Here is a 26,941-nt window from a genome sequence, read left to right as displayed (position 1 = left end):
TGCGGCGGAATTATCTAGACTGACCAAACACTTGGCAGGTGCCCAGTCCATGGCATGGTTCTTGCGATTCCGTTAATCGCAGGCGGCCGTGGGGCCGTTTCGCAGCGTTTTTCACGTCTGCGTCAGGGAGATGATACATCCATGCCTACCAAATCCATTCACGATATAGCGGCGTCATTTAGCCGCCGCGGCGTTCTCGCCGCGACCACCGGACTGATGCTCGGTCTGGCGTCCATTTCCGGTGCCAAGGCCGCGGACGACACCATCAAGGTCGGCGTCCTGCACTCCCTCTCCGGCACCATGGCCATCAGCGAAACCACGCTGAAGGACACCATCCTTTTCCTGATCGACGAGCAGAACAAGAAGGGCGGCGTGCTCGGCAAGAAGCTCGAGGCCGTCGTCGTCGACCCCGCCTCGAACTGGCCGCTGTTCGCCGAGAAGGCGCGCGAGCTGATCACCAAGGACAAGGTCTCGGTCGTGTTCGGCTGCTGGACCTCGGTGTCGCGCAAGTCGGTGCTGCCGGTGTTCAAGGAACTCAACAACATCCTGTTCTACCCCGTGCAGTACGAGGGCGAAGAGTCCGAGCGTAACGTGTTTTACACCGGTGCGGCGCCGAACCAGCAGGCGATCCCGGCCGTCGATTATCTGATGAAGGACGAGAAGGTGAAGCGCTGGGTGCTCGCGGGCACCGACTACGTCTATCCGCGCACCACCAACAAGATCCTGGAAGCCTACCTGAAGTCCAAGGGTGTCGCCCAGGAAGACATCATGATCAACTACACGCCGTTCGGTCACTCCGATTGGCAGACGATCGTGGCCGACATCAAGAAGTTCGGCTCGGCTGGCAAGAAGACGGCGGTGGTCTCGACCATCAACGGCGACGCCAACGTTCCCTTCTACAAGGAGCTCGGCAACCAGGGCATCAAGGCGAAGGACATCCCGGTGGTCGCGTTCTCGGTGGGTGAGGAAGAACTTGCCGGCCTCGACACCAAGCCGCTGGTCGGCCATCTCGCCGCCTGGAACTACTTCGAGTCGATCAAGACGCCGGCGAACGAGAAGTTCATCAAGGACTGGCAGGCCTACACCAAGAATCCGAAGCGTACGACCAACGATCCGATGGAAGCCCACGTGATCGGCTTCAACATGTGGGTGAAGGCCGTCGAGAAGGTGAAGTCGACCGATCCGGACAAGGTGATCGACGCGCTTCCCGGCATCGAGGCTGCGAACCTGACCGGTGGCACCTCGAAGATGCTGCCGAACCACCACATCACCAAGCCGGTGTTCATCGGCGAGATCAAGGCCAACGGTCAGTTCGACGTGGTCTGGAAGACCCCGGGTCTCGTCGCGGGCGACGCCTGGTCGAAGGAGCTCGACGGCTCCAAGGACCTGATCGGCGACTGGGTCGGCAAGAAGTGCGGCAACTTCAATACCAAGACCAACAAGTGCCTCGGCTCGGGCTCCTGATCCGGATCTGACATTCGACTGCACAATGGGAGAAGACGGCTATTCCGCCGCCTTCTCCCCACTTCTGCCGGGGTGATTTACAGTGCCAACCAATCTATCCGCTCGTCTCTGCACCTTTGTCCTCTCGCTATTCCTGATCGCGTTCGCGCTGCCGGCCTTTGCCGGTCCGTTCGAAGATGCGGTCGCCAAATTCGCCAACGACGATTATTCCGATACGGACGAAGCGATCGGCGTGGTCGCAAGCAGCGGCAACAAGCTTGCCTTTCCCATCATCAGCGCGCTCCAAGACGGCCGTCTCATGGCCGACCCGGACAGCAAGAAAGTTTACGTCACCGGCACCGACGGCAAGTCGATTGACGCCGCGACCGGCGAGCCCGTGGCCAGCGTGCCGGACAGCGCAAGCGCTGTGCGGCTCAATAACCGCCTGCGCCGCAGCGTCGATGCCGCGCTCGGCAGCCTGACGCTGCAGTCGCCCGATCTCGGTGCACGGCTCCAGGCCGCGCAATCCGTCTTCAAGTCGCATGAGGAGACGGCGCTCGAGCCCGTCGAGGGCGCGCTCGCCAAGGAAACCAACAAATCGGTCAAGACTGCGCTCGGTGAAGCGCGCGCGGCCATTCTGCTGTTCAAGTCCGACGCCACCGAAGTGCAGAAGCTCGAGGCCGTCGCCACCATCAAGGCGCGTGGCGATCAGGAAGCGCTGGCGCTGCTGTCCGACATCGGCACCGATCAGCCGGCCTCCGTCACCAAGGCTGCTGCGAGCGCCATCGGCTCGATCCAGAGCTCGCTCGCGGTCTGGTCCACGGTACAGAACGCCTGGTACGGTCTGTCGCTCGGTTCGGTCCTGCTGCTCGCCGCGATCGGGCTCGCCATCACTTTCGGCGTGATGGGCGTCATCAACATGGCCCATGGCGAGATGGTGATGATCGGGGCCTACACCACCTTTGTCGTGCAGGAGGTGATCCGCACCCGCTATCCCGCTCTGTTCGACTATTCGCTGCTGATCGCCGTGCCGCTCGCCTTTCTCGTCGCAGGCGCCATCGGGGTGCTGATCGAGCGCAGCATCATCCGCTTCCTCTATGGCCGGCCGCTGGAGACGTTGCTTGCGACCTGGGGCCTGTCGCTGGTTTTGCAACAGGCAGTGCGCACCATGTTCGGCCCGACCAACCGCGAGGTCGGCAACCCCTCCTGGATGAGCGGCGCGTTCGATCTCGGCCAGATCACCATCACCTATAACCGGCTCTGGATCCTCGTCTTCACGCTGGCCGTGTTCATGATCCTGCTCGCGATGCTGCGCTACACCGCGCTCGGCCTCGAGATGCGCGCGGTGACGCAGAACCGCCGCATGGCGGCCTCGATGGGCATCGCCACCTCGCGCGTCGACGCGCTGACCTTCGGGCTCGGCTCGGGCATTGCCGGCATCGCCGGCGTGGCGCTGTCGCAGATCGACAATGTCAGCCCGAATCTCGGCCAGAGCTACATCATCGACAGTTTCATGGTCGTGGTGTTCGGCGGGGTCGGCAATCTCTGGGGCACGCTGGTCGGCGCCTTCACGCTCGGCATCGCCAACAAGTTCCTGGAGCCGGTCGCCGGTGCCGTGCTCGGCAAGATCGCGATCCTGGTCCTGATCATCCTGTTCATTCAAAAACGGCCGCGCGGCCTGTTCGCGCTCAAGGGCCGTGCGGTGGAAGCATGAGCCCTCACATGCTGACGCGATCGCTGGACCGCGGCGCCGCGATCTTCCTCGCCGTCGTCGCTGCCTGCGGCATCCTCATCCCGCTCTCCAACCTGTTGCTGCCGGCGGGCTCGTTCCTGCAGGTGCCGACCTATCTGGTCGCGCTCTGGGGCAAATATGTCTGTTACGCCATCCTGGCGCTCTCGATCGATCTGATCTGGGGTTACTGCGGCATCCTCTCGCTCGGCCACGGCGCCTTCTTCGCGCTCGGCGGCTACGCCATGGGCATGTATTTGATGCGGCAGATCGGCACCCGCGGCGTCTACGGCAATCCGATCCTGCCCGACTTCATGGTGTTCCTGAACTGGCAGAAGCTGCCCTGGTACTGGTACGGCTTCGATATGTTCTGGTTCGCGGCGTTGATGGTGCTGTTCGTGCCCGGCCTGCTCGCCTTCTGCTTCGGCTGGCTCGCCTTCCGCTCCCGCGTCACCGGCGTGTATCTGTCGATCATCACGCAGGCGATGACCTATGCGCTGCTGCTCGCCTTCTTCCGCAACGATTTCGGCTTCGGCGGCAACAACGGCCTGACCGATTTCAAGGATATTCTGGGCTTCAACGTCCAGGCCGAGGGCACGCGCGCGGCGTTGTTCGCGCTGAGTTGCCTGGCGCTGATCCTCAGCTTCCTGATCTGCCGCGCCGTGGTGTCCTCCAAGCTCGGCAAGGTGCTGATCGCGATTCGCGACGCGGAATCGCGCAGCCGCTTCCTCGGCTACCGCGTCGAGTCCTACAAGCTGTTCGTGTTCACGCTGTCGGCCTGCATGGCCGGCGTCGCCGGCGCGCTCTATGTGCCGCAGGTCGGCATCATCAACCCGAGCGAATTCGCGCCGGGCAATTCGATCGAGGCGGTGATCTGGGTCGCGGTCGGCGGCCGTGGCACGCTGGTCGGCGCGGCACTCGGCGCGATCGTCGTCAACTATGCCAAGACCTTCTTCACCTCCGGCATGCTCGCACCGTACTGGCTGTTCATGCTGGGAGCGCTGTTCATCCTGGTGACGCTGTTGCTGCCGAAGGGCATCGTCGGTACCTTCAACGCTTGGCGGGAAACATCGAAAGAGAGGCGCCCCGCCGCAAGTGCGGCGGCCGAAGACGGCGTCACCGAACCGAAGATGGCGGAGAAGGCGCGATGAACGTCATGGATACCCGCGCGACTTCCGCGATGCTCTATCTCGACGGCGTGCACGTCTCGTTCGACGGCTTTCACGCCATCAACAATCTGTCGCTGACGCTCGAGCCCGGCGAGATGCGCGCCATCATCGGCCCAAACGGTGCCGGCAAGACCACGATGATGGACATCATCACCGGCAAGACCAAGCCGGACGAGGGCACGGTGCTGTTCGACGGCGTTACCGATCTGACGCGGCTGGACGAGACCCGCATCGCCGAGCTCGGCATCGGCCGCAAATTCCAGAAGCCGACGGTGTTCGAAAGCCAGACCGTGCAGGACAACCTCCTGCTGGCGCTCAATGTCGATCACAGTGTCAAGGGCACGCTGTTCTGGCGCGGCAGCAGGGCGGAGTCGGAGCGGATCGACAAGGTGCTGGAGACGATCCGCCTCGCCGACGCCCGCAACCGCCTCGCCGGCAGCCTCAGCCACGGCCAGAAGCAATGGCTCGAGATCGGCATGCTGCTGGCGCAGGACCCAAAACTGCTCCTCGTCGACGAGCCCGTCGCAGGGATGACCGACGTCGAGACGCATCTCACTGCCGAGCTGCTCAAGGAGATCAACAAGACCCATACGGTCATGGTGGTCGAGCACGACATGACGTTCGTGCGCGAACTCGGGGTCAAGGTCACCTGCCTGCATGAAGGCACGGTGCTCGCCGAAGGAACCATCGACCAGGTCTCGTCCAACGAGCGGGTCATCGAAGTCTATCTGGGACGCTGAGCGATGCTAGAGGTCAACGACATCAACCTGTTCTACGGCGCAGCGCAGGCGCTGCGCGGCGTGTCGATCGCGGCCGAGCCGGGCAAGGTGACGTGCGTGCTCGGGCGTAACGGCGTCGGCAAGACGTCGCTGTTACGCGCCATGGTCGGGCAATATCCGATCTCCTCGGGCGCGATCGTGTTCGACGGCAGCGACATCACGGGCCTCAAGCCCTATGAGCGGGCACGCAAGGGCATCGGCTTCGTGCCGCAGGGTCGCGAGATCTTTCCGCTTCTAACGGTCGAGGAGAACCTCAAGACCGGCTTCGGCCCGCTCAAGCGCGAGGACAAGCATATCCCGGACGACGTGTTCTCGCTGTTTCCGGTGCTGGAGTCCATGCTCGGGCGGCGCGGCGGCGATCTCTCCGGCGGCCAGCAGCAACAGCTGGCGATCGGGCGTGCGCTGGTGATGCGGCCGAAATTGCTGCTGCTCGACGAGCCGACCGAGGGCATCCAGCCCTCGATCATCAAGGACATCGGCCGCGCCATCTCCTACTTGCGCAACCTCGGCAACATCGCCATCGTGCTGGTCGAACAATATCTCGACTTTGCCTGCGAGCTCGGCGACAGTTTCGCGGTGATGGATCGCGGTGCGGTGAAGTTCACCTGCGACCGCTCCAATCTCGACGCCAGCGAGATCAGCCGCCAGATGGCGCTGTAAGCCGGGAAATCGCAGGCTGCAAAAAATCCTGCCGCGGCCGGCTGGGGGAGACGGATGCGCAACGACGCCTTGGTGACATCTTTGGCGACTTCTTCGGTGTTCGAAGCCAATCGTGCCCGCGGCGCGGTGCGCTTCGATGTGCACGCCCGCGACGGCGTGACGCGGCGTGGTGCTTTGCATGAATCCGGCTCGCTCCGCGTGCGCTTTCCCTCGCCGGAGGACGATGGCCTGTCCGGCGTGTTCGTCAACACGGCGGGCGGGGTCGCCGGCGGCGATCGCTTCGACATCGAGATCTCGGCCGCGGATAGCTCGCGTTTGACGCTGACCACGGCGGCCGCCGAAAAGGTCTATCGTGCGCCAGGCGCGGCTGCGCAGCTCAACATTTCCCTGAAGGTCGCCGCCGGCGCGCATCTCGGCTGGTTGCCCCAGGAGACGATCTTGTTCGATCGCGCCCGGGTTCATCGCCGCTTCGACATCGAAATCGATGATGCCGCCTCGCTCCTGCTTTGTGAAATCGTCGTATTCGGCCGCACTGCCATGGGCGAGCGCATGGAGCAGGGCGAGTTCGTCGACGGCTGGCGGCTCCGCCGTGGCGGCAGGCTGGTCTTTGCCGAGACGATCAGGCTCGACGGCGATATCGGCGCCAAGCTCGCGCGATCGGCGGTTGCCAAGGCGGGTGCTGCGATCGGCACGGCCCTGATCGTGCCCGGCGACGAGGCACTGGTCGAGCGCATTCGCGAGGCATCGGAATCTTTCGCCGGCGAGGTCGGAATCTCGGCCTGGAATGGCTTTGCAATGGCGCGGTTCTGTGCCCAAGATGCGGCGCGTTTGCGCGCCGATATGATGGCCGTGCTGGCGCGCACCGGTGCGGTCTTGCCGCGACTCTGGCTGAATTGATGGCTGGCTGAATTGAAGTGTTGAACGGAAGAGATTCTTCATGAACCTGTCTCCCCGCGAAAAGGACAAGCTTCTGATCTCGATGGCGGCGATCGTGGCGCGCCGCAGGCTCGACCGCGGCGTCAAGCTCAACCATCCCGAGGCGATCGCGATCATCTCCGATTTCATCCTCGAAGGCGCGCGCGATGGCCGCACCGTTGCCGAGCTGATGCAATCCGGCGCGCAGGTGTTGACCCGCGATCAGGTGATGCCTGGAATCCCCGAGATGATCCACGACATCCAGGTCGAGGCGACCTTTCCGGACGGGACGAAGCTCGTCACCGTGCACGAACCGATCCGATAGGAGTAAGACGCATGATCCCCGGCGAACTCTTCATCAAGGACGGCGAGATCGAGCTCAATGCCGGCCGCAAGACCGTGACGCTGACGGTGGCCAACACCGGCGACCGTCCGATCCAGGTCGGCTCGCACTACCATTTCTTCGAGACCAACCCGGCGCTGAAGTTCGACCGCAAGAAGTCGCGCGGCATGCGCCTCGACATCGCCGCCGGCACCGCCGTCCGCTTCGAGCCCGGCCAGACCCGCGACGTCCAGCTCGTCGCGCTCGCCGGCAAGAAGACGATCTACGGCTTCCGTGGCGATGTGATGGGGAAGCTGTGAGGCATGCTGCCGCCCGTCCGGTTCATCTCCGAAGCTGCTGAGCTGGCCGCGCGTCGGCATAATGGCATGGCGCGCAAAGGGCGAGGCAACGAGCCTTACATCAACCATCTCGCGGAGGTCGCAAACCTGCTCGCGACCGCGACCGATGGGGCCGATGCCGAGCTCGTCGCCGCGGGCTGGCTGCACGATGTGATCGAGGACACCGAGACCACACGGGAGGAGCTCGCGCAAAAATTCTCCGACCGTGTCGCCTCTCTCGTCGTCGAATGCACCGACGATATGAGCTTGCCGAAAGCCGAGCGGCGACGCCTGCAGGTCGTCGATGCGCCGAAGAAATCGGCAAGCGCAAAACTGATCAAGATCGCCGACAAGGTCAGCAATATCGGCGCGCGCATTCAAGTCAACCCGACCGGGGCGGAGCGCGAGGATCTGATCGACTACACTGGCTGGGCCGAGCAGGTCGTCGCTGGTTGCCGCGGCGGCAATGCCTGGCTCGACACGACATTCGACAACATGGTGCGAACCGCGAGGGCCTTGCTGTGAGCACCATCAAAACATTCAAACGCAAACGGGGCTTGTGATGTCCGTCAAGATGAAGCGTTCCGTCTATGCCGACATGTTCGGTCCGACCACCGGCGACAAGGTGCGGCTGGCGGATACCGATCTCATCATCGAGGTCGAGAAGGATTTCACCATTTATGGTGAAGAGGTGAAGTTCGGCGGCGGCAAGGTGATCCGTGACGGCATGGGGCAGTCGCAGGTCACTAACAAGCAGGGCGCGGCCGACACCGTCATCACCAATGCGCTGATCGTCGACCATTGGGGTATCGTCAAGGCTGATGTCGCCATCAAGGACGGCATGATTTCGGCGATCGGCAAGGCCGGCAATCCCGACATCCAGCCGGGCGTCACCATCATCATCGGCCCCGGCACCGACGTGATCGCGGGTGAGGGAAAAATCCTCACCGCCGGCGGCTTCGACAGCCACATCCATTTCATCTGCCCGCAGCAGATCGAGCACGCGCTGATGTCCGGCGTCACTTCGATGCTGGGCGGCGGCACCGGCCCCTCGCACGGCACCTTCGCCACCACCTGCACGCCCGGCCCCTGGCACATGGGACGGATGATCCAGTCGTTCGATGCCTTCCCGGTCAATCTCGGCATTTCCGGCAAGGGCAACGCCTCGCGTCCCGCGGCGCTGGTCGAGATGATCAAGGGCGGCGCCTGCGCGCTGAAACTGCACGAGGATTGGGGCACGACGCCGGCCGCGATCGACAATTGCCTATCGGTGGCCGACGATTACGACGTTCAGGTCATGCTGCATTCCGATACGCTGAACGAATCCGGCTTCGTCGAGGACACCATCAAGGCGTTCAAGGGCCGCACCATCCACGCCTTCCACACCGAAGGTGCGGGCGGTGGTCACGCCCCTGATATCATCAAGGTCGCCGGCCTGAAGAACGTGCTGCCGTCCTCGACCAATCCGACGCGACCGTTCACCCGCAACACCATCGACGAACATCTCGATATGTTGATGGTATGCCATCACCTCGATCCCTCGATCGCGGAGGATCTGGCCTTCGCGGAAAGCCGTATCCGCAAGGAGACCATCGCGGCCGAGGATATCCTGCACGATCTCGGTGCGCTCTCGATGATGTCTTCAGATTCGCAAGCGATGGGGCGCCTCGGCGAGGTCATCATCCGGACCTGGCAGACCGCCGACAAGATGAAGAAGCAGCGCGGATCGCTGCCGCAGGACAAGGGCAAGGACAATGACAATTTTCGGGTGAAGCGCTTCATCGCCAAGTACACGATCAACCCCGCGATCGCCCATGGCGTGTCGAAGCTGATCGGTTCGGTGGAGAAGGGCAAGCTCGCCGATCTCGTGCTGTGGTCGCCGGCCTTCTTCGGCGTCAAGCCGGACTGCATCGTCAAGGGCGGCTCGATCGTCGCCGCGCCCATGGGCGATCCCAACGCCTCGATCCCGACGCCGCAGCCGGTGCATTATCAGCCGATGTTTGCTGCTTTCGGCAAGGCGCGCACGGCATCCTCCGTGGTGTTCACCTCGAAAGCAGCCATCACCGGCGGCCTCGCGCGAAAGCTCGGCATCGAGAAGAAGCTCTATGCGGTCCAGAACACCCGCAGCAAGATCTCGAAGAAGAGCATGATCCACAACGACGCCACGCCCAATATCGAGGTCGATCCGGAAACCTACGAGGTGCGCGCCGACGGCGAGCTGCTCACCTGCGCGCCCGCCGAGGTGCTGCCGATGGCGCAGCGATATTTCATGTACTGAATAGCGCCTCAACGCATGTCCCCGGCGCATGTCTCACTCCATGTCCTGGGGCGGCTTTTCCGGTTTTGCGTTCGATCCCGGCTGGTCTAATGTCCCGCCCGGTATCGTAACCTTAGAAGAAAAAGCCGGGAGGATTTCTCGTGATTTACGTCGTTGCTACCCTGACCATCAAGCCCGAAACGCGCGCCGAATTCATCGCAGCTGCGACCGCCTGCATCAAGGAGACGCGGAAGGAATCCGGCAATATCGCCTACGATCTGCATGAAAGCGTCACCGATCCCTCGAAGATGGTGTTCGTCGAGCAGTGGGAGAATGCCGAGGCGCTGGTGCCGCATCGCGGCCAGGAACACATGAAGACGTTCGGCCGTGTCGCGGTGAAATGCTTCACGGCGCCGCCGAAGATCGAAGTCATCACGCCCGAGAAGGTCGAGACGAGGTAACAGCGCATGATCCGGGCGACGCAGGTTAAGGGACAGCACCGCTTCACGGAAACGCCGGCGGATTCGGTCGTGCTCGATTTCGACGATCGGCACCGCCGCCGCATGGCGATGACGGGGACGCGGGGGCTCAATTTCCTGCTCGACCTGGAGAATGCCGTTGCACTGCGCGGTGGCGATGCGCTGGTGCTGGAGGACGGAAGGCTGGTCGAAGTGGTCGCGGCGCCCGAGCCGCTGCTGGAGATCCGCGGCCACGATCCGCACCATCTCATTCGCGTCGCCTGGCATCTCGGCAACCGCCATCTGCCGACGCAGCTCATGGCTAAAGCTTTGCGCATTCGCCGCGACCACGTCATCGAAGCGATGGTGAAGGGCCTCGGTGCACGCGTCGTCGAGATCGAGGCGCCGTTCGATCCCGAAGGCGGCGCCTATGCCGAGGCCAGCCATGCGCATGGTCACGATGACCGCGGGCACGATGACCACGCGCATCACGACCACGGTCATCATGATCATGGTCACCACGATCATGGCCACCATGACCATGATCACCATGGGCACGACCATCAACATGATCATGCCGCGCATGACCATGGGCATGATCATCACCATCACCACGACGAGCATTGCGACCATCCCGACCATCACCACGGCCACAAGCATGCTCACGACCACAAATGAGCCAGTCGGTAACGGTGGTCTCGCCGAGCGCGAGGCGGCGGCGCTGTACCGGCTGATGACGTGGCTGTCGCCGGCCTTTCCCGTCGGCGGGTTCTCCTATTCCAGCGGCATCGAGTGGGCGGTCGAAGCGGGGGACGTCACCGACATCGCGGCGCTGGCCGATTGGCTGGATGCCATGCTCGGCGACGGCTCCGGCTTTTGCGACGCGACGTTTCTGGTCCACGCATATCGCGCCACTGAAGCCGGCGAAGGGGCAGCCTTGAATGATATCGCCGAGCTTGCAGCGGCCTTCGTGCCGTCGCGCGAACGGCAGCTCGAGACGACCTCGCAGGGGCGCGCCTTTATCGACATCTCCCGCGCGGCGTGGAATGCCGAGGGCCTGGATGCCATGGTCGCGTCATGCCGCACGCCATTGGTCTATCCCGTCGCCGTTGGCGTCGTCGCCGCGTTGCACGGCGTGCCGCTGGGGCCGACGCTGCACGCCTTCCTGCATGCGCTGGTTTCGAACTGGATTTCGGCGGCCAGCCGGCTCATTCCGCTCGGTCAGACCGACAGCCAGCGCGTGCTGGTGAAATTGGAAGCCGCCGTCGCCGCAACCGCCAATCGGGCGCTGGGGGCGACATTGCACGATCTCGGCAGCGCGACCTTCCGCGCCGATCTCGCCAGCCTGCGGCACGAGACGCAATATACGCGGCTGTTTCGCTCGTGAGCGATACGGCCTTCAACTAATCAAGAGAGAGCAACGACATGGCAACTTCTCATGGCCCCCTGCGTGTCGGCGTTGGCGGCCCAGTTGGATCGGGCAAGACTGCGCTGATGGATCTGCTCTGCAAGACCATGCGCGAGCGCTACGACATCGCCGCGATCACCAACGACATCTACACCAAATGGGATGCTGAATTCCTCGTGCGATCCGGCTCGCTGACGCCTGACCGCATTGCCGGCGTCGAGACCGGCGGCTGTCCACACACCGCGATCCGCGAGGACGCTTCGATGAATCTCGCCGCGGTGGCCGACATGCGCGCGAAATTCCCCGGGCTTGATCTCGTGCTGATCGAATCCGGCGGCGACAATCTGGCGGCGACCTTCTCGCCGGAACTGGCCGACCTCACTATCTATGTCATCGACGTTGCCGCCGGCGACAAGATCCCGTCCAAGGGCGGCCCCGGCATCACCCGCTCCGACCTTCTGGTCATCAACAAGATCGACCTTGCGCCCCATGTCGGTGCCTCCCTCGAGAAGATGGACACGGACGCCAGGCGCATGCGCGGCGAGCGCCCCTTCGTCATGACCAACTTGAAGAAGAGCGAGGGGCTCGACCGCATTGTCGGCTTCATCGAGGCCAAGGGTGGATTGAAACGGGTGGATTGAAACGGGCGGGCTGACGGGCCGCGGCGACGTGGCGCAGGCGTTTTCCGCCGTTAACGTCTGAGGCAAAGCCGCATCCGCGGAACAAATTTCGGACACGGCGATTATCTACCTCCGGTGCCCGGAGCAGAGCCGCTGTTGGCCAGACGATCGGCCGGGCGAATTAAGCTTTTTCGGCGACCGAAGTTGCGTACAGATGCCTCCTCCGTCATTATCCCTGCCACTGGGGTCCACCCTGTTTCGGCACATGGCCGTTCGAGCGGCGTTGATATGCTCCGTGTTTATTGCCGACCTCCTGCCTTCGCCTGAGTAGTCGCGTGGTCCGGCTGGGTTTCATCATCGGCTTCATCGCTCTGCTCGGAGCCTTGCTCTCCGGGCTTGCGGCCTATCGCGTCCACGACCAGGAGCTGGCGCTAGACCGGATTGCGCTGGCCCGCGCGATCGACGTTCATGCGAGCCTTGTCCAAGACAGGTCGACCGAGCGTGAGCTGCTGGCGCGTGTCGCCTCTGGCCTGTTCCGCGCCCCGTCGGTGCTGAAGCCCAACATGCTGGAGCCGCTGCGTTCGGCGATCTACGCCTTCAAGACCGATTTCGTCGTGGCTGGCTGGGTCGCCCGGCTGCAGCCGAGCGAGCTCGCCGCGGCGCAGACCGCGATCGCCGCCGCGGGCTTCCCGAAACCACGGATCCGTGACTACAGCGACAAGCCGATCGACCCGGCAAGCCTGACCCAGCCGATCGACGTGCTGATGGACCTCGAGCCGCGCAGCGACGAGACCAAGGCGCTGCCGGGCCGCAGCTACGATGACGAGCCGGTTCGCAACGCCATGCTGACGCGCGCCAGGGTCGAGAAGCGGTCGGTTGCCTCCGACCCCATACCTCTCTTGCGCGACAACGGGCCGATCGGCGTCATCGTGGCCGCCCCCGTCATTCCCGAGGGCGCCACCGAGCCGGTCGGCTTCGTCACCTTTTCCTACGAGCTGGCTTCGCTGATGCTGACCAATGACGATCTGTCGTTGTTCTCGGTCGCACTCAAGGACCCGCGCAAGGAGGGCAGCGAGCTCGTTGCCAACGACCAGGGTGTCGTCTCCACCCGCATGACGACGCCGGATGGGCCGCCCCCGTCGGCGACGCGCACCATCAGCTTCGGCGGCCGCGACTGGCAGCTCGGCTATTACGCCAAGACCAATTCGGCACGGCGCGCCGAGCAGACCGCGATCATCGTCGCGGCGATCGGCTTCGCCATCACCGCGATGGTCTGCGGCCTGTTCGGCTACGTCGCCTACAATAACTTGAGGCTCAGCCGCGAAATCCAGGTGCGAATCGGCTTCGAGCGGCGGTTGACGGCGGTCATCGACGAGCTCAATCACCGGGTCAAGAACATCCTCGCGGTGATCCAGTCGATCGTGACGCGCACGCTGCGCCACGGCTCGGACATCGATGTCGCGCGCGAGCTGCTGATCGGCCGCATCCACGCCATGTCCAACGTGGTCTCGCTGCTCAGCGAGAGCCAGTGGCAGGGCGTCAAGCTGAAGGGCCTGTTCGAAGCGCGTGCCATTCCGCATGCCGATCGCATCGCAGTCAGTGGCCCGGATATCGCCGTCAGTGCGCGTGCTGCCCAGAGCCTGTCGCTGCTGTTCTTCGAGCTTGCCTCGCACTCGGACGAAGGCCTTTCGCTGGTCGGCAAGCATCCGCACATCACCGCAAACTGGACGGTGACGGGCGAGGAGCCCGAGACGGTGTTTCATTTCCGCTGGGAGGAGTTCAACACCAGCGAGGCGACGCGCCGGCCGGATTCGGATTTCGGCCTTATCCTGCTCGACCGCGTCGCGCCCGAAGCGCTCGGCGGCACCGCCAAGCGCTACTTCACGGATGTCTCCTATGTCTACGAACTGACGGCGCCGATGGAGACAGTCGTGGACATGACGGAGCGCGACCGCACGGAAAAGCTGTCGCAGCCGGTGAAGCCGGTGCGCTAACCCTTCGGCCGCAACACGAGGTCGACCAGGTTGCGCGCATAAGCGGGCGTGATCGGCGCGATGCCGAAGACGTAGCGGTAGAACAGGCTGCCATAGATGGCGTCGTAGAGGTCTTCCGCCGGAGCTTCGGCCAGAATGCTGCCGTCATGTTGGCCGGTCGCGATCATATCCACCAGCGCATCGCGGCGGAACTGGAGGTAGCGGGCATAGAACAGCTTCGCCGAGCCGGTCTTGGAGATGCATTCGGAGATGACCGCAAGCTGCACCTTGCCGAACTCGCCCTGCAAGGCTTCGGCATAGGCCGCAGCGTGACGGCGTGCGCGCGCCGCGGGCGTGCCCGCGCTCACCGGGGGCAGCGGTAGCATTTGCGCGGCGTGATGGAGGAAGGCGTCGATCAACAGCGCCTCACGCGACGGCCACCATTTGTAGATTGTCATCTTGGAGACGTTGGAGTGACGCGCGACGGCATCGATCGTGGTCGCGGCAAGGCCGGTCGTCGCCATCAGCGTATAAGCGCTTTCGAGGATGGCGTTCGTGGTCTCGATCGAGCGCGGTCGGCCGCGCCGGGGGGCGCCCTCGGCCGCATCGCTCGTGCCTTTCGCCATGACCAAGTCGGTCTCCCTGCGCAGAGGCCGCCATTCCCAAAGGCTGCCCCCCTCGTCCCGCATAGCGTAGCCGAGGTCTCCGGCCTAGCGAAATCGCGCGAGAGCCTTGGGGCCTCGCCGTGCCTAGGCACGCTGCCGTAAGGCTGCCGGCTCATCCTGACGCTTCGACCAGGAGATGTAATAGGCCACCGCCGTCATCGCCGCGAAACCGGCAAGGCTCACCCCGATCTGCATCACGACCAGATTGGCGCCGGTGATCAGGATGAGATGGCCGGCGAAGGACAGGAATACGCCAACGCAGAACACGGCGAGCCATTCCTCGCCGCATTTGATCACCATCTGGAGCGGCTTCCATTGCAGCCCCGGATGGTCGGCCGGGATGAGGTGGGTCGCGATGAAAGCGAGCGCGAGGAAATGAATCACGCGATACGGCGCGAGGTTTTCCTTGTCGGTCGGCGAGATGCCCTCAAGTACGACATCCGGCAAATAGGCGGACAATGTCGGCGAATGACGCATCAGGGTGATGGCCATCGCCGACACCAGATAGGCGCCCGCCAGCATGCGGAGCCAGGGCAGGTTGCGCAAGGCGCTGCCCGACGCGCCGGTGACGGCAAACCAGCCGCCCAACACCATCAGCATCTGCCAGCAGTACGGGTTGAACGTCCATTCCTGGTCCGGGTAGGTCCGGAAACCCCACTCGAACCAGCGCGCCGCGAAATAGAACGCGACAGAGAGCGCCAGCGTCACGTTCGGGCGCCGCAGCAGCCCCCACAGGGCAAACGGAAAGAACGCCATCAGCGGGATCATCAATTGCAGCAGGTCGAGGTTCAGCGGCTCTTCCTGAAGCACGAGGCCACGGACCAGGATGCGCAGCGGATGCTCGAGTATTCCCGAGATGTTGTAGTCGCTGATGATCTCTGGCGCCATCGATTGCGAGGCGACATAGGCGATGGTGTCGATGTAGATCACGAACAGCACGACATAGGCGGCATAGAGCCGCCAGACGCGGCGGAAGATGCGCGTCGCGGCGACGACATAGCCGCGCTCTAGCGCCATCTTGCCGTGGATGATGGCAACGCCATAGCCCACCACGAACACGAACAGGTCGGCCGCGCCGCTGAAGCCGAAGTTGCGCAGCGTCAGCAGGTTGACGACATTGTTCGGGATGTGATCGACGAAGACCGACCAGGTCGCAATGCCGAGCGTCAAATACAGCCTTGCGTCGTGGTCGAATGCGGCGAGGTTAGCCTTGACGGACGGCTTCATTGCGAAAATGGCTTTTGGAATCAGGGGCGATGCTTTTAGCGGCAACCGTCCGCCTATCCGAGTAGCGATTACGTGAAGGCGGACGGTTTTGGGGTCATTGATGAATAATTGCGCAGAGATGGGCTGTTCAATTCCCGCGAGCTTGCTTGCCCGGCCGGCAGCGCAACTTTCTTAACGAGATCTCGACCCTTACTCTGCCGGCTCGACTGATGTCTCATCCGCGGTGCCGGCGCGGCTTGCCATGATTCCGAGCGCAACACTGCCGATGGCCAGGATCGGCAACAGGCGCTTGACGCCGATGGCGCGGACGATCTGCAAGCCGGTTGCGATCAGCATGGGGTCGGCGAGCATGCTCGGCGCCGCCTTCGCGGCGCGCTCTGCGGCGATGCGGGCGCGTTTCCGCATCTCGCGCTTGTAGCCCCAATAGCTTCCTGCGGCCGCAAGCGTCAGCAGGAAGAAGATGCCGGCGCCCGCAAGGCAAGCCTGCACGGGACCGTATTTTTCCAGCACCGAGATGAAGGCCGCCGCGCAGAGGAAGCATGTCGTGATGAACAGCGCGAACGCCGCGCCCGCCGCCAGCGAGGTCAGCCGCACAGTCGTGCCGGTCGATGCGCTGATGCCGTCGATGATGCGCTGGAACACGGTCTTGCTCCTCAGGTCCCCACAAGCCAATTCGTCACGTGCCGGTCACGGCGACGGAGGCCGTCGTGACCTCAAAATTCATCATGCGCCCTAGCGGCGCCAGGCGAAGCCGATCAGGAAGCCGATGCCGAGCGCGACACCGACGGTCGCGAGCGGCCGCTGCGTGATCGCGTCTTCCAGCGTCTCCTCAATCGAGCCATAGGCATCCTGCGCTGCGTCCATCATGGCGCTGCCGCGCTCGGAGAAGTCGTCGAGCGTCGAATCCACGTTGTCGCGCGCCTGCTTGTAACCGCGCCGGGCCTGCTTGCCCGTCGCGTTGGCGAACGTGTTGAGGGCGTCGGTGATCTGGTCGGTGAGGGCGGCGATATCGCTTTTCACGGCTGCTACATCCTTCTCGAGGCGCTCTGCGGTGGCTTTGTCGGTCCAGTCTCTCATTCTGGCTTCGCCATCGGCTATTGACATCACAAGCTCCGAACTGTTGGCGGTGAGATGGGCGGAAAACGTTTGGTTGTGGCGGAAGTTCCGTTTGCGGAGCCCGTCATCCCTGCGGCAATTGCGGCGAATTCTCCGGCAACAGATGCTCCTTCAGAATCAGTCCGACGATGAGGAGCGGAGACGACAGGAATGCGCCCATCGGTCCCCACAGCCAGGTCCAGAACGCCAGTGCGATGAACACGGCGAGCGCATTGAGCGCCAGTCTGCGGCCGATGATGGTCGGCGTGACGAAGTGCCCCTCCATGAAGGTAATCCCTCCAAAGGCGATCGCCGCAGCCAGTCCGCCGCCGATGGTCGGGAACGCCACGACGCCGACGACGGCCAATATGACGAACATGGCGACCGGCCCGATGATCGGGATGAAGTTGAGCGTCGCCGCGAGCGCACCCAGGCCCGCCGGATTGGGCATTCCGGTGACCGCACAGACGATACCGGCTGCAATGCCGACGCCGATATTGATGACGGTCACGGTCAGGAGGTAGTTGCCGAGATGGACCTCGATCTCGTTCAGGATCCGCAACGTGCGCAGCCGCGCGTCGCGATCGCTGAAATTCATGATCATGGCGCGCCGCAGGTCACGCCAGCTCGCGATGAACAGGATCAGGGTGGCGAAAAACAGCAGGAATTCGGCGAAAGTCGGTGACAGGAATTCCAGCGTCGGCTGCACCCATTCGAACTTGGGCAACTGGAGGTTCGGTAATCCCTCAGAGCCACCGACCATGGTTTGCAGCTCTCGCCACAGCGCCAGGGGCCGGTCGAAGACGTGCATCTTATCCTTGAGCTGCGCGCCCAGCTCCGGCAGACGCGAGCTCCATTCCATGGCAGGTGCGGCAATCAGCGCGAAGATGAAAGCGACCATAGCGGTCACCGCGATCACGATGAGCACGGCGCCGAGGGCCCGCGGCACGTGCCGCTTTTCCAGAAAGGTCGCGGCCGGCGACAGCATGGTGCCGGCGACGATGGCCATCACGACCGGCAGGAAAAACCCCTTGGCAACGTAGAGCACGGCGACGATGGCGATCAGGAGCAGGCCGGCAAGCGCAAAGGCAACGAACTCGGTGCGCCGGATCACCGGCGGCAGCTCGGTATGGCTGTCGGGAAGCGGAGTACCCTCGTCATTGCCGGAAATCAGACGTTCACTGGGAAGGACGCGCACAATTTCTCTCCCCGCACGGAGGTGTCCGGGCGCCCATTTGGTCATCAGGAAACTCCCGACGCCTGCTGCGGTTCCATCGCGGCTTCGTGAAGTTGTACTCGCTTGACTGTGACGTCGTTGCCGCAGGAGCGGGCGGAACTTGAGTCGGTTCTGCTGCGTTTGTTGGGAAGCCGCATCACTCAAGATGCAAACATCACACGGGGCAGCACCATGACAAAGTTCTTCGCAGTCGGTCGCAGCTTCTCGCCGCGCGTCGTCACCGCTTTTGCCTTTGCGACAGCCCTGCTGACGGTGCCGTTCGCAGCGCAGGCTCAAACGCTCGGCTATTCGCCGGTGCGGCCGCAGGCCTATCTGCCGCAGGACCAGTCCTATTATTCGCAGGGCTATGCGAGCGAGGCGCCGCAGGCGGCCGACGAGGATGCGGCATTGCCCGATCGCCTGCGCCGTCAGATCGTCAGCTTCGACCGTAACGAGCCCGCCGGCACCATCGTCATCGATACCGCCAACACCTATCTCTATTATGTGCTCGGCAACGGCCGCGCCATGCGCTACGGCGTCGGCGTCGGCCGCGAAGGTTTCACCTGGTCGGGCGTGCAAAGCATCACCCGCAAGGCGGAATGGCCGGATTGGCACCCGCCGGCAGAGATGATCGCGCGTCAGCCCTATCTGCCGCGCTTCGTCGCCGGCGGCCCCGGTAATCCGCTCGGCGCCCGCGCGATGTATCTTGGCTCCAGCGAATACCGCATCCACGGCACCAACGATCCGACCACGATCGGTAAGTTCGTCTCCTCCGGCTGCATCCGCCTCACCAATGAGGACGTGAGCGACCTCTTCAGTCGCGTCAATGTCGGCGCCAGGGTCGTGGTGCTGCCGAAGAAAGCGCCGCTGATGGCGCGCGGCGGCGATCCCGTGCGCAAGCAGCGGCCGGCGGTAACGACGCTGCCCTCCGGCCGCCAGGCGCTGAACATTTCGGCACCGTCGTCGGTGGACTAAGAGTTTAAGTGAGGTCACATGATGAGACGTTCGATCGGCAGATTGGCTGGCGGAGCGGCCGCGTTCGTCACGATCGCTTCCCTCGGCCTTGCGCTGGCGCCTTCGGCGCATGCGGAGGATTTTTTCTCGGCGCTGTTCGGCGGTTTCCGCATGCGGCCGCCGCCGGAAATCCGGGTGCCGTTCCCGAACGACGACATGCCGCGCTACGACACGCCGCGCCAGCGCGCGTCCTATGGCGGCGGCACGGCCTATTGCGTGCGTGGTTGTGACGGGCGTTATTTCCCGGCGCAAGGCAACGATGCCGAGAGCAAGGCGCAATCCTGCAAGAGCTTCTGCCCGGCGTCAGAGACCTCGCTGGTCTATGGCAGCAACATCGACGACGCCACGACCGACAGCGGCAAGTCCTATTCCGATCTGCCGAACGCCTTCCGCTATCGCAATGAGATCGTGTCCGGGTGCACCTGCAACGGCAAGGATCCGGCCGGCCTCGCTTCGCTCAAGGCCGAGGACGACCCGACCCTGCGCAAAGGTGATATCGTGGCAGGCAGCGACGGCCTCGTCGTTGCCAACCGCAACGCCAACGAGCGCCGCGGTGTCGCGATGAACTTCTCGCCATTGCCGGAAAAGATCCGCGCAAAATTCCACCAAGTGCCGGTGGTGGCGAAGGAGTAGGACCAGGACCAGCGTTGCTTATGCCGCGCGGATCTTGCCGAGGAAGTCGCTGACCTCGTGGCCGAGCTGGTTGCTCTGGGTCTCGAGCATCTCGGATGCGCTCTTCACATTGTCGGCGGCCGCGGCCGCTGCGTCCGCATCTGCCTTCACGCCGGTGATGTTGTCGGAGACATTCTTGGTGCCCTGCGCCGCATATTGGGTGCTGCGCGTGATCTCCTGCGTCGCCGCGCCCTGCTCCTGCACGGCAGCCGCAATCGCGGTCGCGACCTCGTTGACCTCGCCGATGATGCCGCCGATGGTCTGGATCGCGTGGATGGCATCGCCGGCGACCTTCTGGATGTCGGCGATCTGCTCGGAGATTTCCTCCGTCGCCTTCGCCGTCTGGCTTGCCAGCGACTTCACCTCGGAGGCGACGACCGCAAAGCCACGGCCCGCTTCGCCGGCGCGCGCGGCTTCGATGGTGGCGTTGAGCGCGAGCAGATTGGTCTGCGCCGCGATCGTGTTGATCAGGCCGACGACCTCGCCGATGCGCCCGGCAGACTTTTGCAGGCCCTGCACGGTGCCGTCGGTCTCGCGCGCCTGCGTGACGGCGCGACCGGCGATCCCGGCGGCATGCGCGGCCTGCTGGCTGATGTCATTGATCGAGGCCGAGAGCTCTTCGGCGGCGGCCGCGACGCTGTCGACGCTCATGGAGGCGTCGTTGGAGGCCTTGCCGGCGACCTGGACGCGGTCGTAGGTCTGGCGCGAGACCGCGGAAAGATCGCCCGAGGTCTTGCGCATCCGGCCCGACGCATCATTCAGCTCGCCCAGCGTCTTTTGCACGGCGCCTTCGAACTCACCGACATAGGCTTCGACAGCGCGCTGGCGCGCGGCGGCGCCCGCATTACGTTCGCGCTCGTGCTCCTCGATCTTGAGCTTTTCGGTAGCCTGCTGCTTGAAGGTTTCCAGTGCGCCGGCGAGCGCGCCGATCTCGTCGTTGCGATCGAGATAGCCGCTGTCGACGGCGAGATCGCCGCCCGCGACCTTGAGCATCGCATCGCGGATGGTGTTGAGCGGGTTGATGACGCGGCGGCTGACCAGCATGATCGCGCCGACGGCGAGACCGATCGCGAGCGTCAGCAGCACGAGCTGCACGATCAGCGCGCGTTGCGCCGCGCCGCGTTGATCGAGGGTATGCGTCCTCGCTGCGTCGAGGGCGGCTTCGGCCACCGCGACTGCGCTTGCCATGCGGCCGACCGTGAGCGGGCTCCACTGGTTGGCCGTCATCTCGGCCTTCTCGCCCTTGACCAGCGCGTCGGCGAGGCGGTCGCGCAGGGTCAGATATTGCGGCTCGAAATAGGCGGTCTTGGCGCCGGCCATGGCGGAGGCGAGCGCCGGCGGTAGCTGCATGCCGGAGGTCGACAATTCCAGCGCCTTCCACATCGCGCTCGTGCCGCCGACATATTGGGTATAGTTGTAGCGGGCTTCCGGCGTGATCTTGCCGGCCGCAAGTCCGGTCGAGACGATCAGCGAAGCCTCGCCCGCGGTGTTGCGCAATAGCCAGGCGTTCTGCTTGATCGACAGCAATTGGTCGATCTCGGCGTCCTGATGGTTGACGGTGGCGGCCAGCGTGTTCCCGAGATTGTCGAGGACGTCGAGCAGGCCCTGCGTCGTCTCCATGTATTCCCTGGTCAGGCCCGCGCGGCGCTGATCCTTCGGCTTGGTGACGTTCTCCCAAAACTCCTTCTGCTCCTCGATCAGCAGCTTGTTGAGGCGCGCGAGCTCCGGTACCAGCGTGCCGGATCGCGGGAAGTCCATGCTCGGCAGCAGCCCCAGCGCGCGTGCCATTGCCGGCATCTGCGCATCACGCAGGCTGCGCAGATATTTCTCGATCTCGGAGTCCATCGGTTCGGTGGCGTTCAGCAGCCGCGAGGTGGTCGAGCGATCGGTCCGCAGATTGTGCATCGCCTTGAATAGATCGGCGGAGGCGTCGGCAATCGCCGAGATGCGGTTGGCGGTCTTCAGGCGATCCCAGGACTCGTAGGCGGTGAGCGAGAGTGCGATCACCACGCAGATCGACGTGATCGCGATCACTGTCTTCAACAGCGCGGACACGGTCAGACGATTGAGCATCGAAGTCCCCCCAAATTCCCATTTCAAAGTTCGGCAAAGACGCCCCGGTAAAATCGGGAAAACGGGGGGCGGTCGCATCGGCAATTGCATACCGTTCGCGGCACGCAGGCCGTACGGTTTCTGCATCTGAAACGAAAAGGGTAAAGTTTTAGGCAGGCAGCCTGCCGGTAGAATTACGCATTTACTAGAAGTTGTAGCGGGTTGCGCGAATGGAACCGGCGCGTGAGACGGGCGTTAGAGACCTCGTTGGCAATTTGCCTGAAGGGGGCCTTGCGATGTTGGTCGGCGTACTCGTCACCTTTCTCGTCATTATTCTCGTTCTCTATCTCATCAACATGCTGCCGATGGACGGTCGCGCCAAGCAGATCGCGCGCGTCGTCGTCATCATCATCGGCATTGTGTCGCTGCTGAAATATCTCGCGGTGTTTTAGCGGGTGTTATCGCCACAACAAAAAAGCCCCGGCGTGAGCCGGGGCTTTCGATGGTGCAACAGGCGGCCTTGTCAGCCCGCCGCTTTCGCCTCGCGGCGGCGCGCGGTGAGGATGTATTCGGTGTAGCCGTTCGGCTGCTCGCGGCCCTTGAAGATGAGGTCACAGGCGGCCTTGAAGGCAACGCCGTCGAAGGCGGGCGCCATCGGCTTGTAGATCGCATCGCCCGCATTCTGCTTGTCGACGACCACGGCCATGCGCTTCAAGGATTCCATCACCTGCGCTTCGGTGATGATGCCCTGATGCAGCCAGTTGGCGAGATGCTGGCTGGAAATGCGCAAGGTGGCGCGGTCTTCCATCAGGCCGACATCGTGGATGTCGGGCACCTTGGAGCAGCCGACGCCCTGGTCGATCCAGCGCACGACGTAACCCAGAATGCCCTGGCAGTTGTTGTCGATCTCCTGCTTGACGTCGTCGGGCGCCCAATTCGACTTCGACACCGGAATGGTGAGGATGTCCGAAAGCTTGGCGCGCGGGCCGCCCTTGGTCAATTCCTGCTGGCGCGCAATGACGTTGACCTGGTGGTAGTGCAGCGCGTGCAAGGTCGCCGCGGTCGGCGAGGGCACCCAAGCCGTGGTGGCGCCGGCCTGCGGATGGGCGAGCTTCTGGGCCAGCATGTCCGCCATCTTGTCCGGTGCAGCCCACATGCCCTTGCCGATCTGGGCGTGGCCGGGCAGGCCGTCGATCAGGCCCATGTCGACGTTCCAGTCTTCATAGGCCTTGATCCAGGCCTGCGCCTTCATTTCATTCTTGCGGATCATCGGACCCGCTTCCATCGAGGTGTGGATCTCGTCGCCGGTGCGGTCGAGGAAGCCGGTGTTGATGAACATGATGCGCTTGGAGGCGCGCTGGATGCAGGCCTTGAGGTTGACGGTGGTGCGCCGTTCCTCGTCCATGATGCCGACCTTGAGTGTGTTCTCCGGCAGGCCCAGCATTTTCTCGACGCGGTCGAAGATCTCGCAGGTGAACGACACCTCGTCGGGGCCGTGCATCTTCGGCTTGACGATATAGGCAGATCCCGTGCGGCTGTTCTTGACCTTTGAATTGCCTTTGAGGTCGTGAATGGCGAGCAGCCCTGAGACGGCGGCATCGAGCAGGCCTTCCGGGACTTCCTCGCCGGCCTCGTCCAGCACCGCGTCGGTGAACATGTGGTGACCGCAATTGCGCATCAACAGCAGACTGCGGCCGTGCAGCTTGACCTCGCCCTTGCCGTCCCGCGTCTTGTAGGAGCGGTCGGCGTTGAGCGAGCGCGTTAGCGTCTTGCCGCCTTTTTCGAAGTCCGCCGACAGCGTGCCGTTCATCAGGCCGAGCGTGTTGCGATAGACCAGCACCTTGTCTTCGGCGTCGACCGCGGCGACCGAGTCTTCCATGTCGAGGATGGTCGACACGGCCGATTCCATGATCATGTCGGCAACGCCGGCCGGATCGTCCTTGCCGATCACGCTGTTGCGGTCGATCTTGACCTCGACATGCAGGCCGTTGTTGGCGAGCAGCACGGCGCTCGGCGCGGCCGCATCGCCCTGGAAGCCAGCGAACTGCGCGGCGTTCTTCAGCGCGGTGGCGTTGCCGCTCTTCAGCTTCACGGCGAGCTGGCCCGCGACGACGCTATAGGCGGTGACGTCGGTGTGGCTGCCTGTCGCCAGCGGCACGGCGGCGTCGAGGAAGGCTTTTGCTTTCGCGATCACCTTGTCGCCGCGCGCCTTGTTGTAACCCTTGCCGCTCTCGGCAGCGTCGTGAGGGATCGCGTCGGTGCCGTAGAAGGCGTCGTAGAGTGAGCCCCAGCGCGCATTCGCCGCGTTCAGCGCGTAGCGTGCGTTGGTAAGGGGCACGACAAGCTGCGGGCCGCAGATCTTGCCGATCTCTTCATCGACGTTGGTGGTCTCGACCTTCTGCGTCGCCGGCTCGGGGACGAGATAGCCGATCTCCTTCAGGAAGGCGGTGTAGGCGTCGAGGTCGAACGCCTTGCCCTTGTTGGCGCGATGCCAGTCGTCGATCTTGGCCTGAAGCGAGTCACGGAAGGCGAGCAGCGACCGGTTCTTTGGCCCCAGCTCCTTGGTGATGGCGGCAAGCCCGGCCCAGAACGCATCCGGCGCGATTCCCGTTTTCGGGGTGGCTTCCTTGGCGATGAAATCGAAAAGGACGGGGGCGATCTTCAATCCGTGGGCGTCGACGCGTTTCATGATGGTCTTTCTTGTTGGAAATGGCTGTTTTTGGCTGCTTTTGACCCGACAGCAGCAAAATGCGCCCACGCGGGGCGGCTTTCGAGACTTATTAGCCTCAAAATCGGGGCGGTGAGAAGACCCCCGGCGTCTGTCAAAATGTCAAGGAGAGGGGGCGGCCCGGCGCTCCGCTGGATTCCCCGCGAAAGCGGGGAATCCAGTACGCTGCGGCTTCTCCGCATCCCAACGCTGTCTCTGGAATAGTGGGTCGCCCGGTCAAGCCGGGCGACGACAGCTGGGAATAGGACGCCCTCAAATATTCGCGGCGAGGTCCACGAGCTCGTCGAACAGCACGCCGGTCGTCTTCAGCATCTGTTCGATCTCATCTGCAGCCTCGGCAACCGTCCGCGTCGAGGTGTCGATCACGAGCTCGGCGGCCTCGGGCCGCTCGTAGTCGTTGCCGATGCCTGTAAAGGAGGTAAGCGTGCCGGCGCGGGCCTTCTTGTAATGGCCCTTGGGATCGCGCTCCTCGCAGATCTCGGCCGGTGTCGCGACATGGATCTCGCGGAACGCGGCATCGGCGATGCGGCGCGCCGTGGCGCGGTCCTCGCGGGCCGGCGAGACCGCGGCGACAATGGCAATGTGGCCGTTGCGGGCGAGATGGGTTGCGACCTCGGCAAGCCTGCGGATGTTCTCGCTGCGATCGGCTGCGGAGAAGCCGAGATCGCTGTTGAGCCCGGCGCGCAGCGTGTCGCCGTCGAGCAGGATCGGCGAGCCGCCATTGGTGAAGAGCCGTCGCTCCAGTGCCTTCGCCAGCGTCGACTTGCCGGAAGCCGGAAGGCCGGTAAGCCAGACCACCGCGCCATTGTGCTGGTACCGCGCCGAGCGCTCATCAGGCCGCAGCGCCGATTCCACCGGCACGATATCGACCGGCACGGCGCGCTGGCCGGCATCGACCGACAGCACCAGGCCGCCGCCGGCGATGCGCCCGGACACCTCGATCACGAGGCGGCCGGTGCGCGGATTCTCCGTATAGGGATCGGCAGCAATCGGGTTGGACAGGGAGATGTCGATCTCGCCGACATGGTTGCGGCCGATTGCCTTGTTCTCGCGGCTCTCGAGCTCGCCGGGGTCGACCGCCTTCTCGATGGCGACGACGGTGGCGCGGCTTTCCTTCGGACCGCAGCGGACCAGGAGCTGGTCGCCCTTGGCGAGCGGCTTGTCGTGCAGCCAGAAGATGCGCGCGCGCAGCCGCCGTGTCTCGCGCGGAGCGGTGTCGGCATGGGCGATGATGTCGCCGCGCTCGATGAACAATTCGCGGTCGAGCGTGATGCCGACCGAGCGGCCCGCGCCCTGACGGCCCGCGACCGGGGTCACCGGCCAGCTCTCGACCGTCTTGATCTTCGCGATCTTGCCGGCCGGCATGATCACGATCTCGTCGCCGGCAACCAGGCTGCCGGATTCGATGCGGCCTGCGACAATGCGGCGATCGTCGAACTTGTAGATCGCCTGCACGGGCAAGCGCAGCGCCAGCGCTTCCAGCGGCCGCGCCGGCTCGAGCCGGTCAAGCGCCTCGACCACGGTCGGACCCTTGTACCAGCCGATGCGGTCGGTGCGGTCGGCAACGCCGTCGCCGTCGCGCGCGGAAATCGGGATAATTGCGGCCGGCGTCACGCCGAGGCCGTTGAGATGCGCGGAGATCTCGTCGCTGATCTCCTTGAAGCGCAGGTCCGAGAAATCGACGCGGTCCATCTTGTTGACGACGACCGCGACCTGCTTCACGCCGAGCAGATGCAGCAGATAGCCGTGCCGGCGGGTCTGGTCGCGCACGCCTTCGAGCGCGTCGATGATCAGCACCGCGCCGTCGGCCTGCGAGGCGCCGGTGATCATATTGCGCAGGAATTCGGCATGGCCGGGCGCGTCGATCAGCACGATGTCGCGCGAATTGGTGCGGAAGCGGATCTGCGTGGTGTCGATGGTGATGCCCTGGTCGCGCTCGGTCTGCAGCGCGTCGAGCAGGAACGACCATTCGAACGGCATGCCGCGCCGCGCGCTGACGGCCTTCAGCATCTCGAGCTTGCCGTCGGGCAGGCTACCGGTCTCGTGCAGCAGGCGTCCGACCAGTGTCGACTTGCCGTGGTCGACATGGCCGACGATGACGATGCGGACCTGGGGACGCGTCGTGCCATTTGGCATCGACGTGGCGCCGTTCGGCGTGGCGGGCGAAGCGGGGGTGACGATCATGTTCATCGTGATGCGTC

General features: G+C 64.0%; 26 protein-coding genes. 18 read left to right on the top strand and 8 right to left on the bottom strand.

The window, feature by feature from the left end; translation table 11 throughout:
- Positions 1 to 141: 141 nt before the first annotated feature.
- The 15 genes from urtA (at position 142) to K3F49_RS22195 (ending at position 14,092) form a co-directional block, all read left to right on the top strand.
- On the top strand, positions 142 to 1,464 hold the full coding sequence (gene urtA / locus K3F49_RS22265) for an urea ABC transporter substrate-binding protein (protein WP_234683094.1): 1,323 nt from the start codon (positions 142 to 144) through the stop codon (positions 1,462 to 1,464).
- Between the two features lie 82 nt (positions 1,465 to 1,546).
- A complete protein-coding gene (gene urtB, locus K3F49_RS22260) occupies positions 1,547 to 3,157 on the top strand; it encodes an urea ABC transporter permease subunit UrtB (protein ID WP_234683093.1) in 1,611 nt (536 codons plus the stop codon).
- A complete protein-coding gene (gene urtC / locus K3F49_RS22255) occupies positions 3,154 to 4,323 on the top strand; it encodes an urea ABC transporter permease subunit UrtC (protein ID WP_234683092.1) in 1,170 nt (389 codons plus the stop codon). Before urtB ends, urtC begins: the two co-directional genes overlap by 4 nt.
- Positions 4,320 to 5,081 (top strand): urea ABC transporter ATP-binding protein UrtD, encoded by a 762-nt coding sequence (gene urtD / locus K3F49_RS22250; protein ID WP_234683091.1) that lies wholly within the window; start codon positions 4,320 to 4,322, stop codon positions 5,079 to 5,081. The genes urtC and urtD overlap by 4 nt, the downstream gene beginning before the upstream one ends.
- A 3-nt stretch (positions 5,082 to 5,084) precedes the next feature.
- Positions 5,085 to 5,780, top strand: a complete 696-nt coding sequence (urtE, locus tag K3F49_RS22245) for an urea ABC transporter ATP-binding subunit UrtE (RefSeq protein ID WP_234683090.1) — start codon at positions 5,085 to 5,087, stop codon at positions 5,778 to 5,780.
- Between the two features lie 54 nt (positions 5,781 to 5,834).
- Complete coding sequence (locus tag K3F49_RS22240; RefSeq protein ID WP_234683089.1) at positions 5,835 to 6,677, top strand: urease accessory protein UreD; 843 nt, start codon at positions 5,835 to 5,837, stop codon at positions 6,675 to 6,677.
- Positions 6,678 to 6,717: 40 nt separating this feature from the next.
- Positions 6,718 to 7,020, top strand: a complete 303-nt coding sequence (locus K3F49_RS22235) for an urease subunit gamma (RefSeq protein ID WP_007605424.1) — start codon at positions 6,718 to 6,720, stop codon at positions 7,018 to 7,020.
- A gap of 11 nt (positions 7,021 to 7,031) precedes the next feature.
- Complete coding sequence (locus K3F49_RS22230) at positions 7,032 to 7,337, top strand: urease subunit beta (RefSeq protein ID WP_234683088.1); 306 nt, start codon at positions 7,032 to 7,034, stop codon at positions 7,335 to 7,337.
- A gap of 3 nt (positions 7,338 to 7,340) precedes the next feature.
- Positions 7,341 to 7,880, top strand: coding sequence for an HD domain-containing protein (locus K3F49_RS22225; protein ID WP_234683087.1), 540 nt, complete (start codon positions 7,341 to 7,343; stop codon positions 7,878 to 7,880).
- 37 nt (positions 7,881 to 7,917) lie between these two features.
- Positions 7,918 to 9,633, top strand: a complete 1,716-nt coding sequence (gene ureC, locus K3F49_RS22220) for an urease subunit alpha (RefSeq protein ID WP_234683086.1) — start codon at positions 7,918 to 7,920, stop codon at positions 9,631 to 9,633.
- 140 nt (positions 9,634 to 9,773) lie between these two features.
- On the top strand, positions 9,774 to 10,073 hold the full coding sequence (locus tag K3F49_RS22215; protein WP_234683085.1) for a putative quinol monooxygenase: 300 nt from the start codon (positions 9,774 to 9,776) through the stop codon (positions 10,071 to 10,073).
- Between the two features lie 6 nt (positions 10,074 to 10,079).
- Entirely contained in the window at positions 10,080 to 10,748 is a 669-nt protein-coding gene (gene ureE, locus K3F49_RS22210) for an urease accessory protein UreE (RefSeq protein WP_234683084.1), read from the top strand.
- On the top strand, positions 10,729 to 11,457 hold the full coding sequence (locus tag K3F49_RS22205) for an urease accessory protein UreF (protein WP_234683457.1): 729 nt from the start codon (positions 10,729 to 10,731) through the stop codon (positions 11,455 to 11,457). The genes ureE and K3F49_RS22205 overlap by 20 nt, the downstream gene beginning before the upstream one ends.
- Positions 11,458 to 11,495: 38 nt before the next feature.
- A complete protein-coding gene (ureG, locus tag K3F49_RS22200; RefSeq protein WP_234683083.1) occupies positions 11,496 to 12,119 on the top strand; it encodes an urease accessory protein UreG in 624 nt (207 codons plus the stop codon).
- A gap of 314 nt (positions 12,120 to 12,433) precedes the next feature.
- A complete protein-coding gene (locus K3F49_RS22195; RefSeq protein WP_234683082.1) occupies positions 12,434 to 14,092 on the top strand; it encodes a CHASE domain-containing protein in 1,659 nt (552 codons plus the stop codon).
- Here the strand turns inward: K3F49_RS22195 and K3F49_RS22190 are convergent.
- The 5 genes from K3F49_RS22190 to K3F49_RS22170 form a co-directional block, all read right to left on the bottom strand.
- On the bottom strand, positions 14,089 to 14,697 hold the full coding sequence (locus tag K3F49_RS22190; protein WP_234683081.1) for a TetR/AcrR family transcriptional regulator: 609 nt from the start codon (positions 14,695 to 14,697) through the stop codon (positions 14,089 to 14,091). The genes K3F49_RS22195 and K3F49_RS22190 overlap by 4 nt on opposite strands.
- A gap of 123 nt (positions 14,698 to 14,820) precedes the next feature.
- Positions 14,821 to 15,963 carry an OpgC domain-containing protein gene (locus tag K3F49_RS22185; RefSeq protein ID WP_234683080.1) on the bottom strand — a complete coding sequence of 381 codons (1,143 nt, stop codon included), beginning with the start codon at positions 15,961 to 15,963 and terminating at the stop codon, positions 14,821 to 14,823.
- A gap of 189 nt (positions 15,964 to 16,152) precedes the next feature.
- The gene (locus tag K3F49_RS22180) at positions 16,153 to 16,605 is read right to left on the bottom strand and encodes a hypothetical protein (protein WP_234683079.1); all 453 of its coding nucleotides are present in this window, start codon (positions 16,603 to 16,605) and stop codon (positions 16,153 to 16,155) included.
- 90 nt (positions 16,606 to 16,695) lie between these two features.
- A complete protein-coding gene (locus tag K3F49_RS22175) occupies positions 16,696 to 17,067 on the bottom strand; it encodes a DUF883 family protein (protein WP_234683078.1) in 372 nt (123 codons plus the stop codon).
- 76 nt (positions 17,068 to 17,143) lie between these two features.
- Positions 17,144 to 18,256, bottom strand: a complete 1,113-nt coding sequence (locus K3F49_RS22170) for an AI-2E family transporter (protein ID WP_234683077.1) — start codon at positions 18,254 to 18,256, stop codon at positions 17,144 to 17,146.
- A gap of 210 nt (positions 18,257 to 18,466) precedes the next feature.
- Between K3F49_RS22170 and K3F49_RS22165 the strand changes: the two genes are divergently transcribed.
- The gene (locus K3F49_RS22165; RefSeq protein WP_234683076.1) at positions 18,467 to 19,249 is read left to right on the top strand and encodes a L,D-transpeptidase; all 783 of its coding nucleotides are present in this window, start codon (positions 18,467 to 18,469) and stop codon (positions 19,247 to 19,249) included.
- 18 nt (positions 19,250 to 19,267) lie between these two features.
- Entirely contained in the window at positions 19,268 to 19,921 is a 654-nt protein-coding gene (locus K3F49_RS22160) for a DUF2865 domain-containing protein (protein ID WP_234683075.1), read from the top strand.
- Between the two features lie 18 nt (positions 19,922 to 19,939).
- Here K3F49_RS22160 and K3F49_RS22155 read toward each other — a convergent pair whose 3' ends face one another.
- Positions 19,940 to 22,033: a methyl-accepting chemotaxis protein gene (locus K3F49_RS22155; protein ID WP_234683074.1), complete on the bottom strand. Its 2,094-nt coding sequence runs from the start codon at positions 22,031 to 22,033 to the stop codon at positions 19,940 to 19,942.
- A gap of 275 nt (positions 22,034 to 22,308) precedes the next feature.
- On the opposite strand from K3F49_RS22155, the gene K3F49_RS22150 reads away from it, so the two are divergent.
- Complete coding sequence (locus tag K3F49_RS22150) at positions 22,309 to 22,464, top strand: Thivi_2564 family membrane protein (RefSeq protein WP_084292245.1); 156 nt, start codon at positions 22,309 to 22,311, stop codon at positions 22,462 to 22,464.
- A gap of 71 nt (positions 22,465 to 22,535) precedes the next feature.
- Here K3F49_RS22150 and K3F49_RS22145 read toward each other — a convergent pair whose 3' ends face one another.
- Both K3F49_RS22145 and cysC read right to left on the bottom strand, forming a co-directional pair.
- On the bottom strand, positions 22,536 to 24,701 hold the full coding sequence (locus tag K3F49_RS22145; RefSeq protein ID WP_234683073.1) for a malate synthase G: 2,166 nt from the start codon (positions 24,699 to 24,701) through the stop codon (positions 22,536 to 22,538).
- A gap of 291 nt (positions 24,702 to 24,992) precedes the next feature.
- Positions 24,993 to 26,930, bottom strand: a complete 1,938-nt coding sequence (cysC, locus tag K3F49_RS22140) for an adenylyl-sulfate kinase (RefSeq protein ID WP_234683072.1) — start codon at positions 26,928 to 26,930, stop codon at positions 24,993 to 24,995.
- Positions 26,931 to 26,941: the final 11 nt, after the last annotated feature.

The organism is Bradyrhizobium monzae (assembly GCF_021458635.1).
Lineage (GTDB): Bacteria > Pseudomonadota > Alphaproteobacteria > Rhizobiales > Xanthobacteraceae > Bradyrhizobium.
This window is presented reverse-complemented; position numbering and strand designations above follow the sequence as displayed.

Coding starts and splice junctions, on each gene's coding strand:
- urtD (WP_234683091.1), top strand. CDS start 4,320: ATGAACGTCATGGATACCCGCGCGACTTCCGCGATGCTCTATCTCGAC.
- K3F49_RS22160 (WP_234683075.1), top strand. CDS start 19,268: ATGATGAGACGTTCGATCGGCAGATTGGCTGGCGGAGCGGCCGCGTTC.
- K3F49_RS22150 (WP_084292245.1), top strand. CDS start 22,309: ATGTTGGTCGGCGTACTCGTCACCTTTCTCGTCATTATTCTCGTTCTC.
- K3F49_RS22145 (WP_234683073.1), bottom strand. CDS start 24,701: ATGAAACGCGTCGACGCCCACGGATTGAAGATCGCCCCCGTCCTTTTC.
- K3F49_RS22225 (WP_234683087.1), top strand. CDS start 7,341: ATGCTGCCGCCCGTCCGGTTCATCTCCGAAGCTGCTGAGCTGGCCGCG.
- K3F49_RS22155 (WP_234683074.1), bottom strand. CDS start 22,033: ATGCTCAATCGTCTGACCGTGTCCGCGCTGTTGAAGACAGTGATCGCG.
- K3F49_RS22175 (WP_234683078.1), bottom strand. CDS start 17,067: ATGTCAATAGCCGATGGCGAAGCCAGAATGAGAGACTGGACCGACAAA.
- cysC (WP_234683072.1), bottom strand. CDS start 26,930: ATGAACATGATCGTCACCCCCGCTTCGCCCGCCACGCCGAACGGCGCC.
- K3F49_RS22205 (WP_234683457.1), top strand. CDS start 10,729: ATGCTCACGACCACAAATGAGCCAGTCGGTAACGGTGGTCTCGCCGAG.
- K3F49_RS22190 (WP_234683081.1), bottom strand. CDS start 14,697: ATGGCGAAAGGCACGAGCGATGCGGCCGAGGGCGCCCCCCGGCGCGGC.
- K3F49_RS22230 (WP_234683088.1), top strand. CDS start 7,032: ATGATCCCCGGCGAACTCTTCATCAAGGACGGCGAGATCGAGCTCAAT.
- urtA (WP_234683094.1), top strand. CDS start 142: ATGCCTACCAAATCCATTCACGATATAGCGGCGTCATTTAGCCGCCGC.
- ureC (WP_234683086.1), top strand. CDS start 7,918: ATGTCCGTCAAGATGAAGCGTTCCGTCTATGCCGACATGTTCGGTCCG.
- ureG (WP_234683083.1), top strand. CDS start 11,496: ATGGCAACTTCTCATGGCCCCCTGCGTGTCGGCGTTGGCGGCCCAGTT.
- K3F49_RS22185 (WP_234683080.1), bottom strand. CDS start 15,963: ATGAAGCCGTCCGTCAAGGCTAACCTCGCCGCATTCGACCACGACGCA.
- urtC (WP_234683092.1), top strand. CDS start 3,154: ATGAGCCCTCACATGCTGACGCGATCGCTGGACCGCGGCGCCGCGATC.
- urtE (WP_234683090.1), top strand. CDS start 5,085: ATGCTAGAGGTCAACGACATCAACCTGTTCTACGGCGCAGCGCAGGCG.
- ureE (WP_234683084.1), top strand. CDS start 10,080: ATGATCCGGGCGACGCAGGTTAAGGGACAGCACCGCTTCACGGAAACG.
- K3F49_RS22240 (WP_234683089.1), top strand. CDS start 5,835: ATGCGCAACGACGCCTTGGTGACATCTTTGGCGACTTCTTCGGTGTTC.
- K3F49_RS22165 (WP_234683076.1), top strand. CDS start 18,467: ATGACAAAGTTCTTCGCAGTCGGTCGCAGCTTCTCGCCGCGCGTCGTC.
- K3F49_RS22235 (WP_007605424.1), top strand. CDS start 6,718: ATGAACCTGTCTCCCCGCGAAAAGGACAAGCTTCTGATCTCGATGGCG.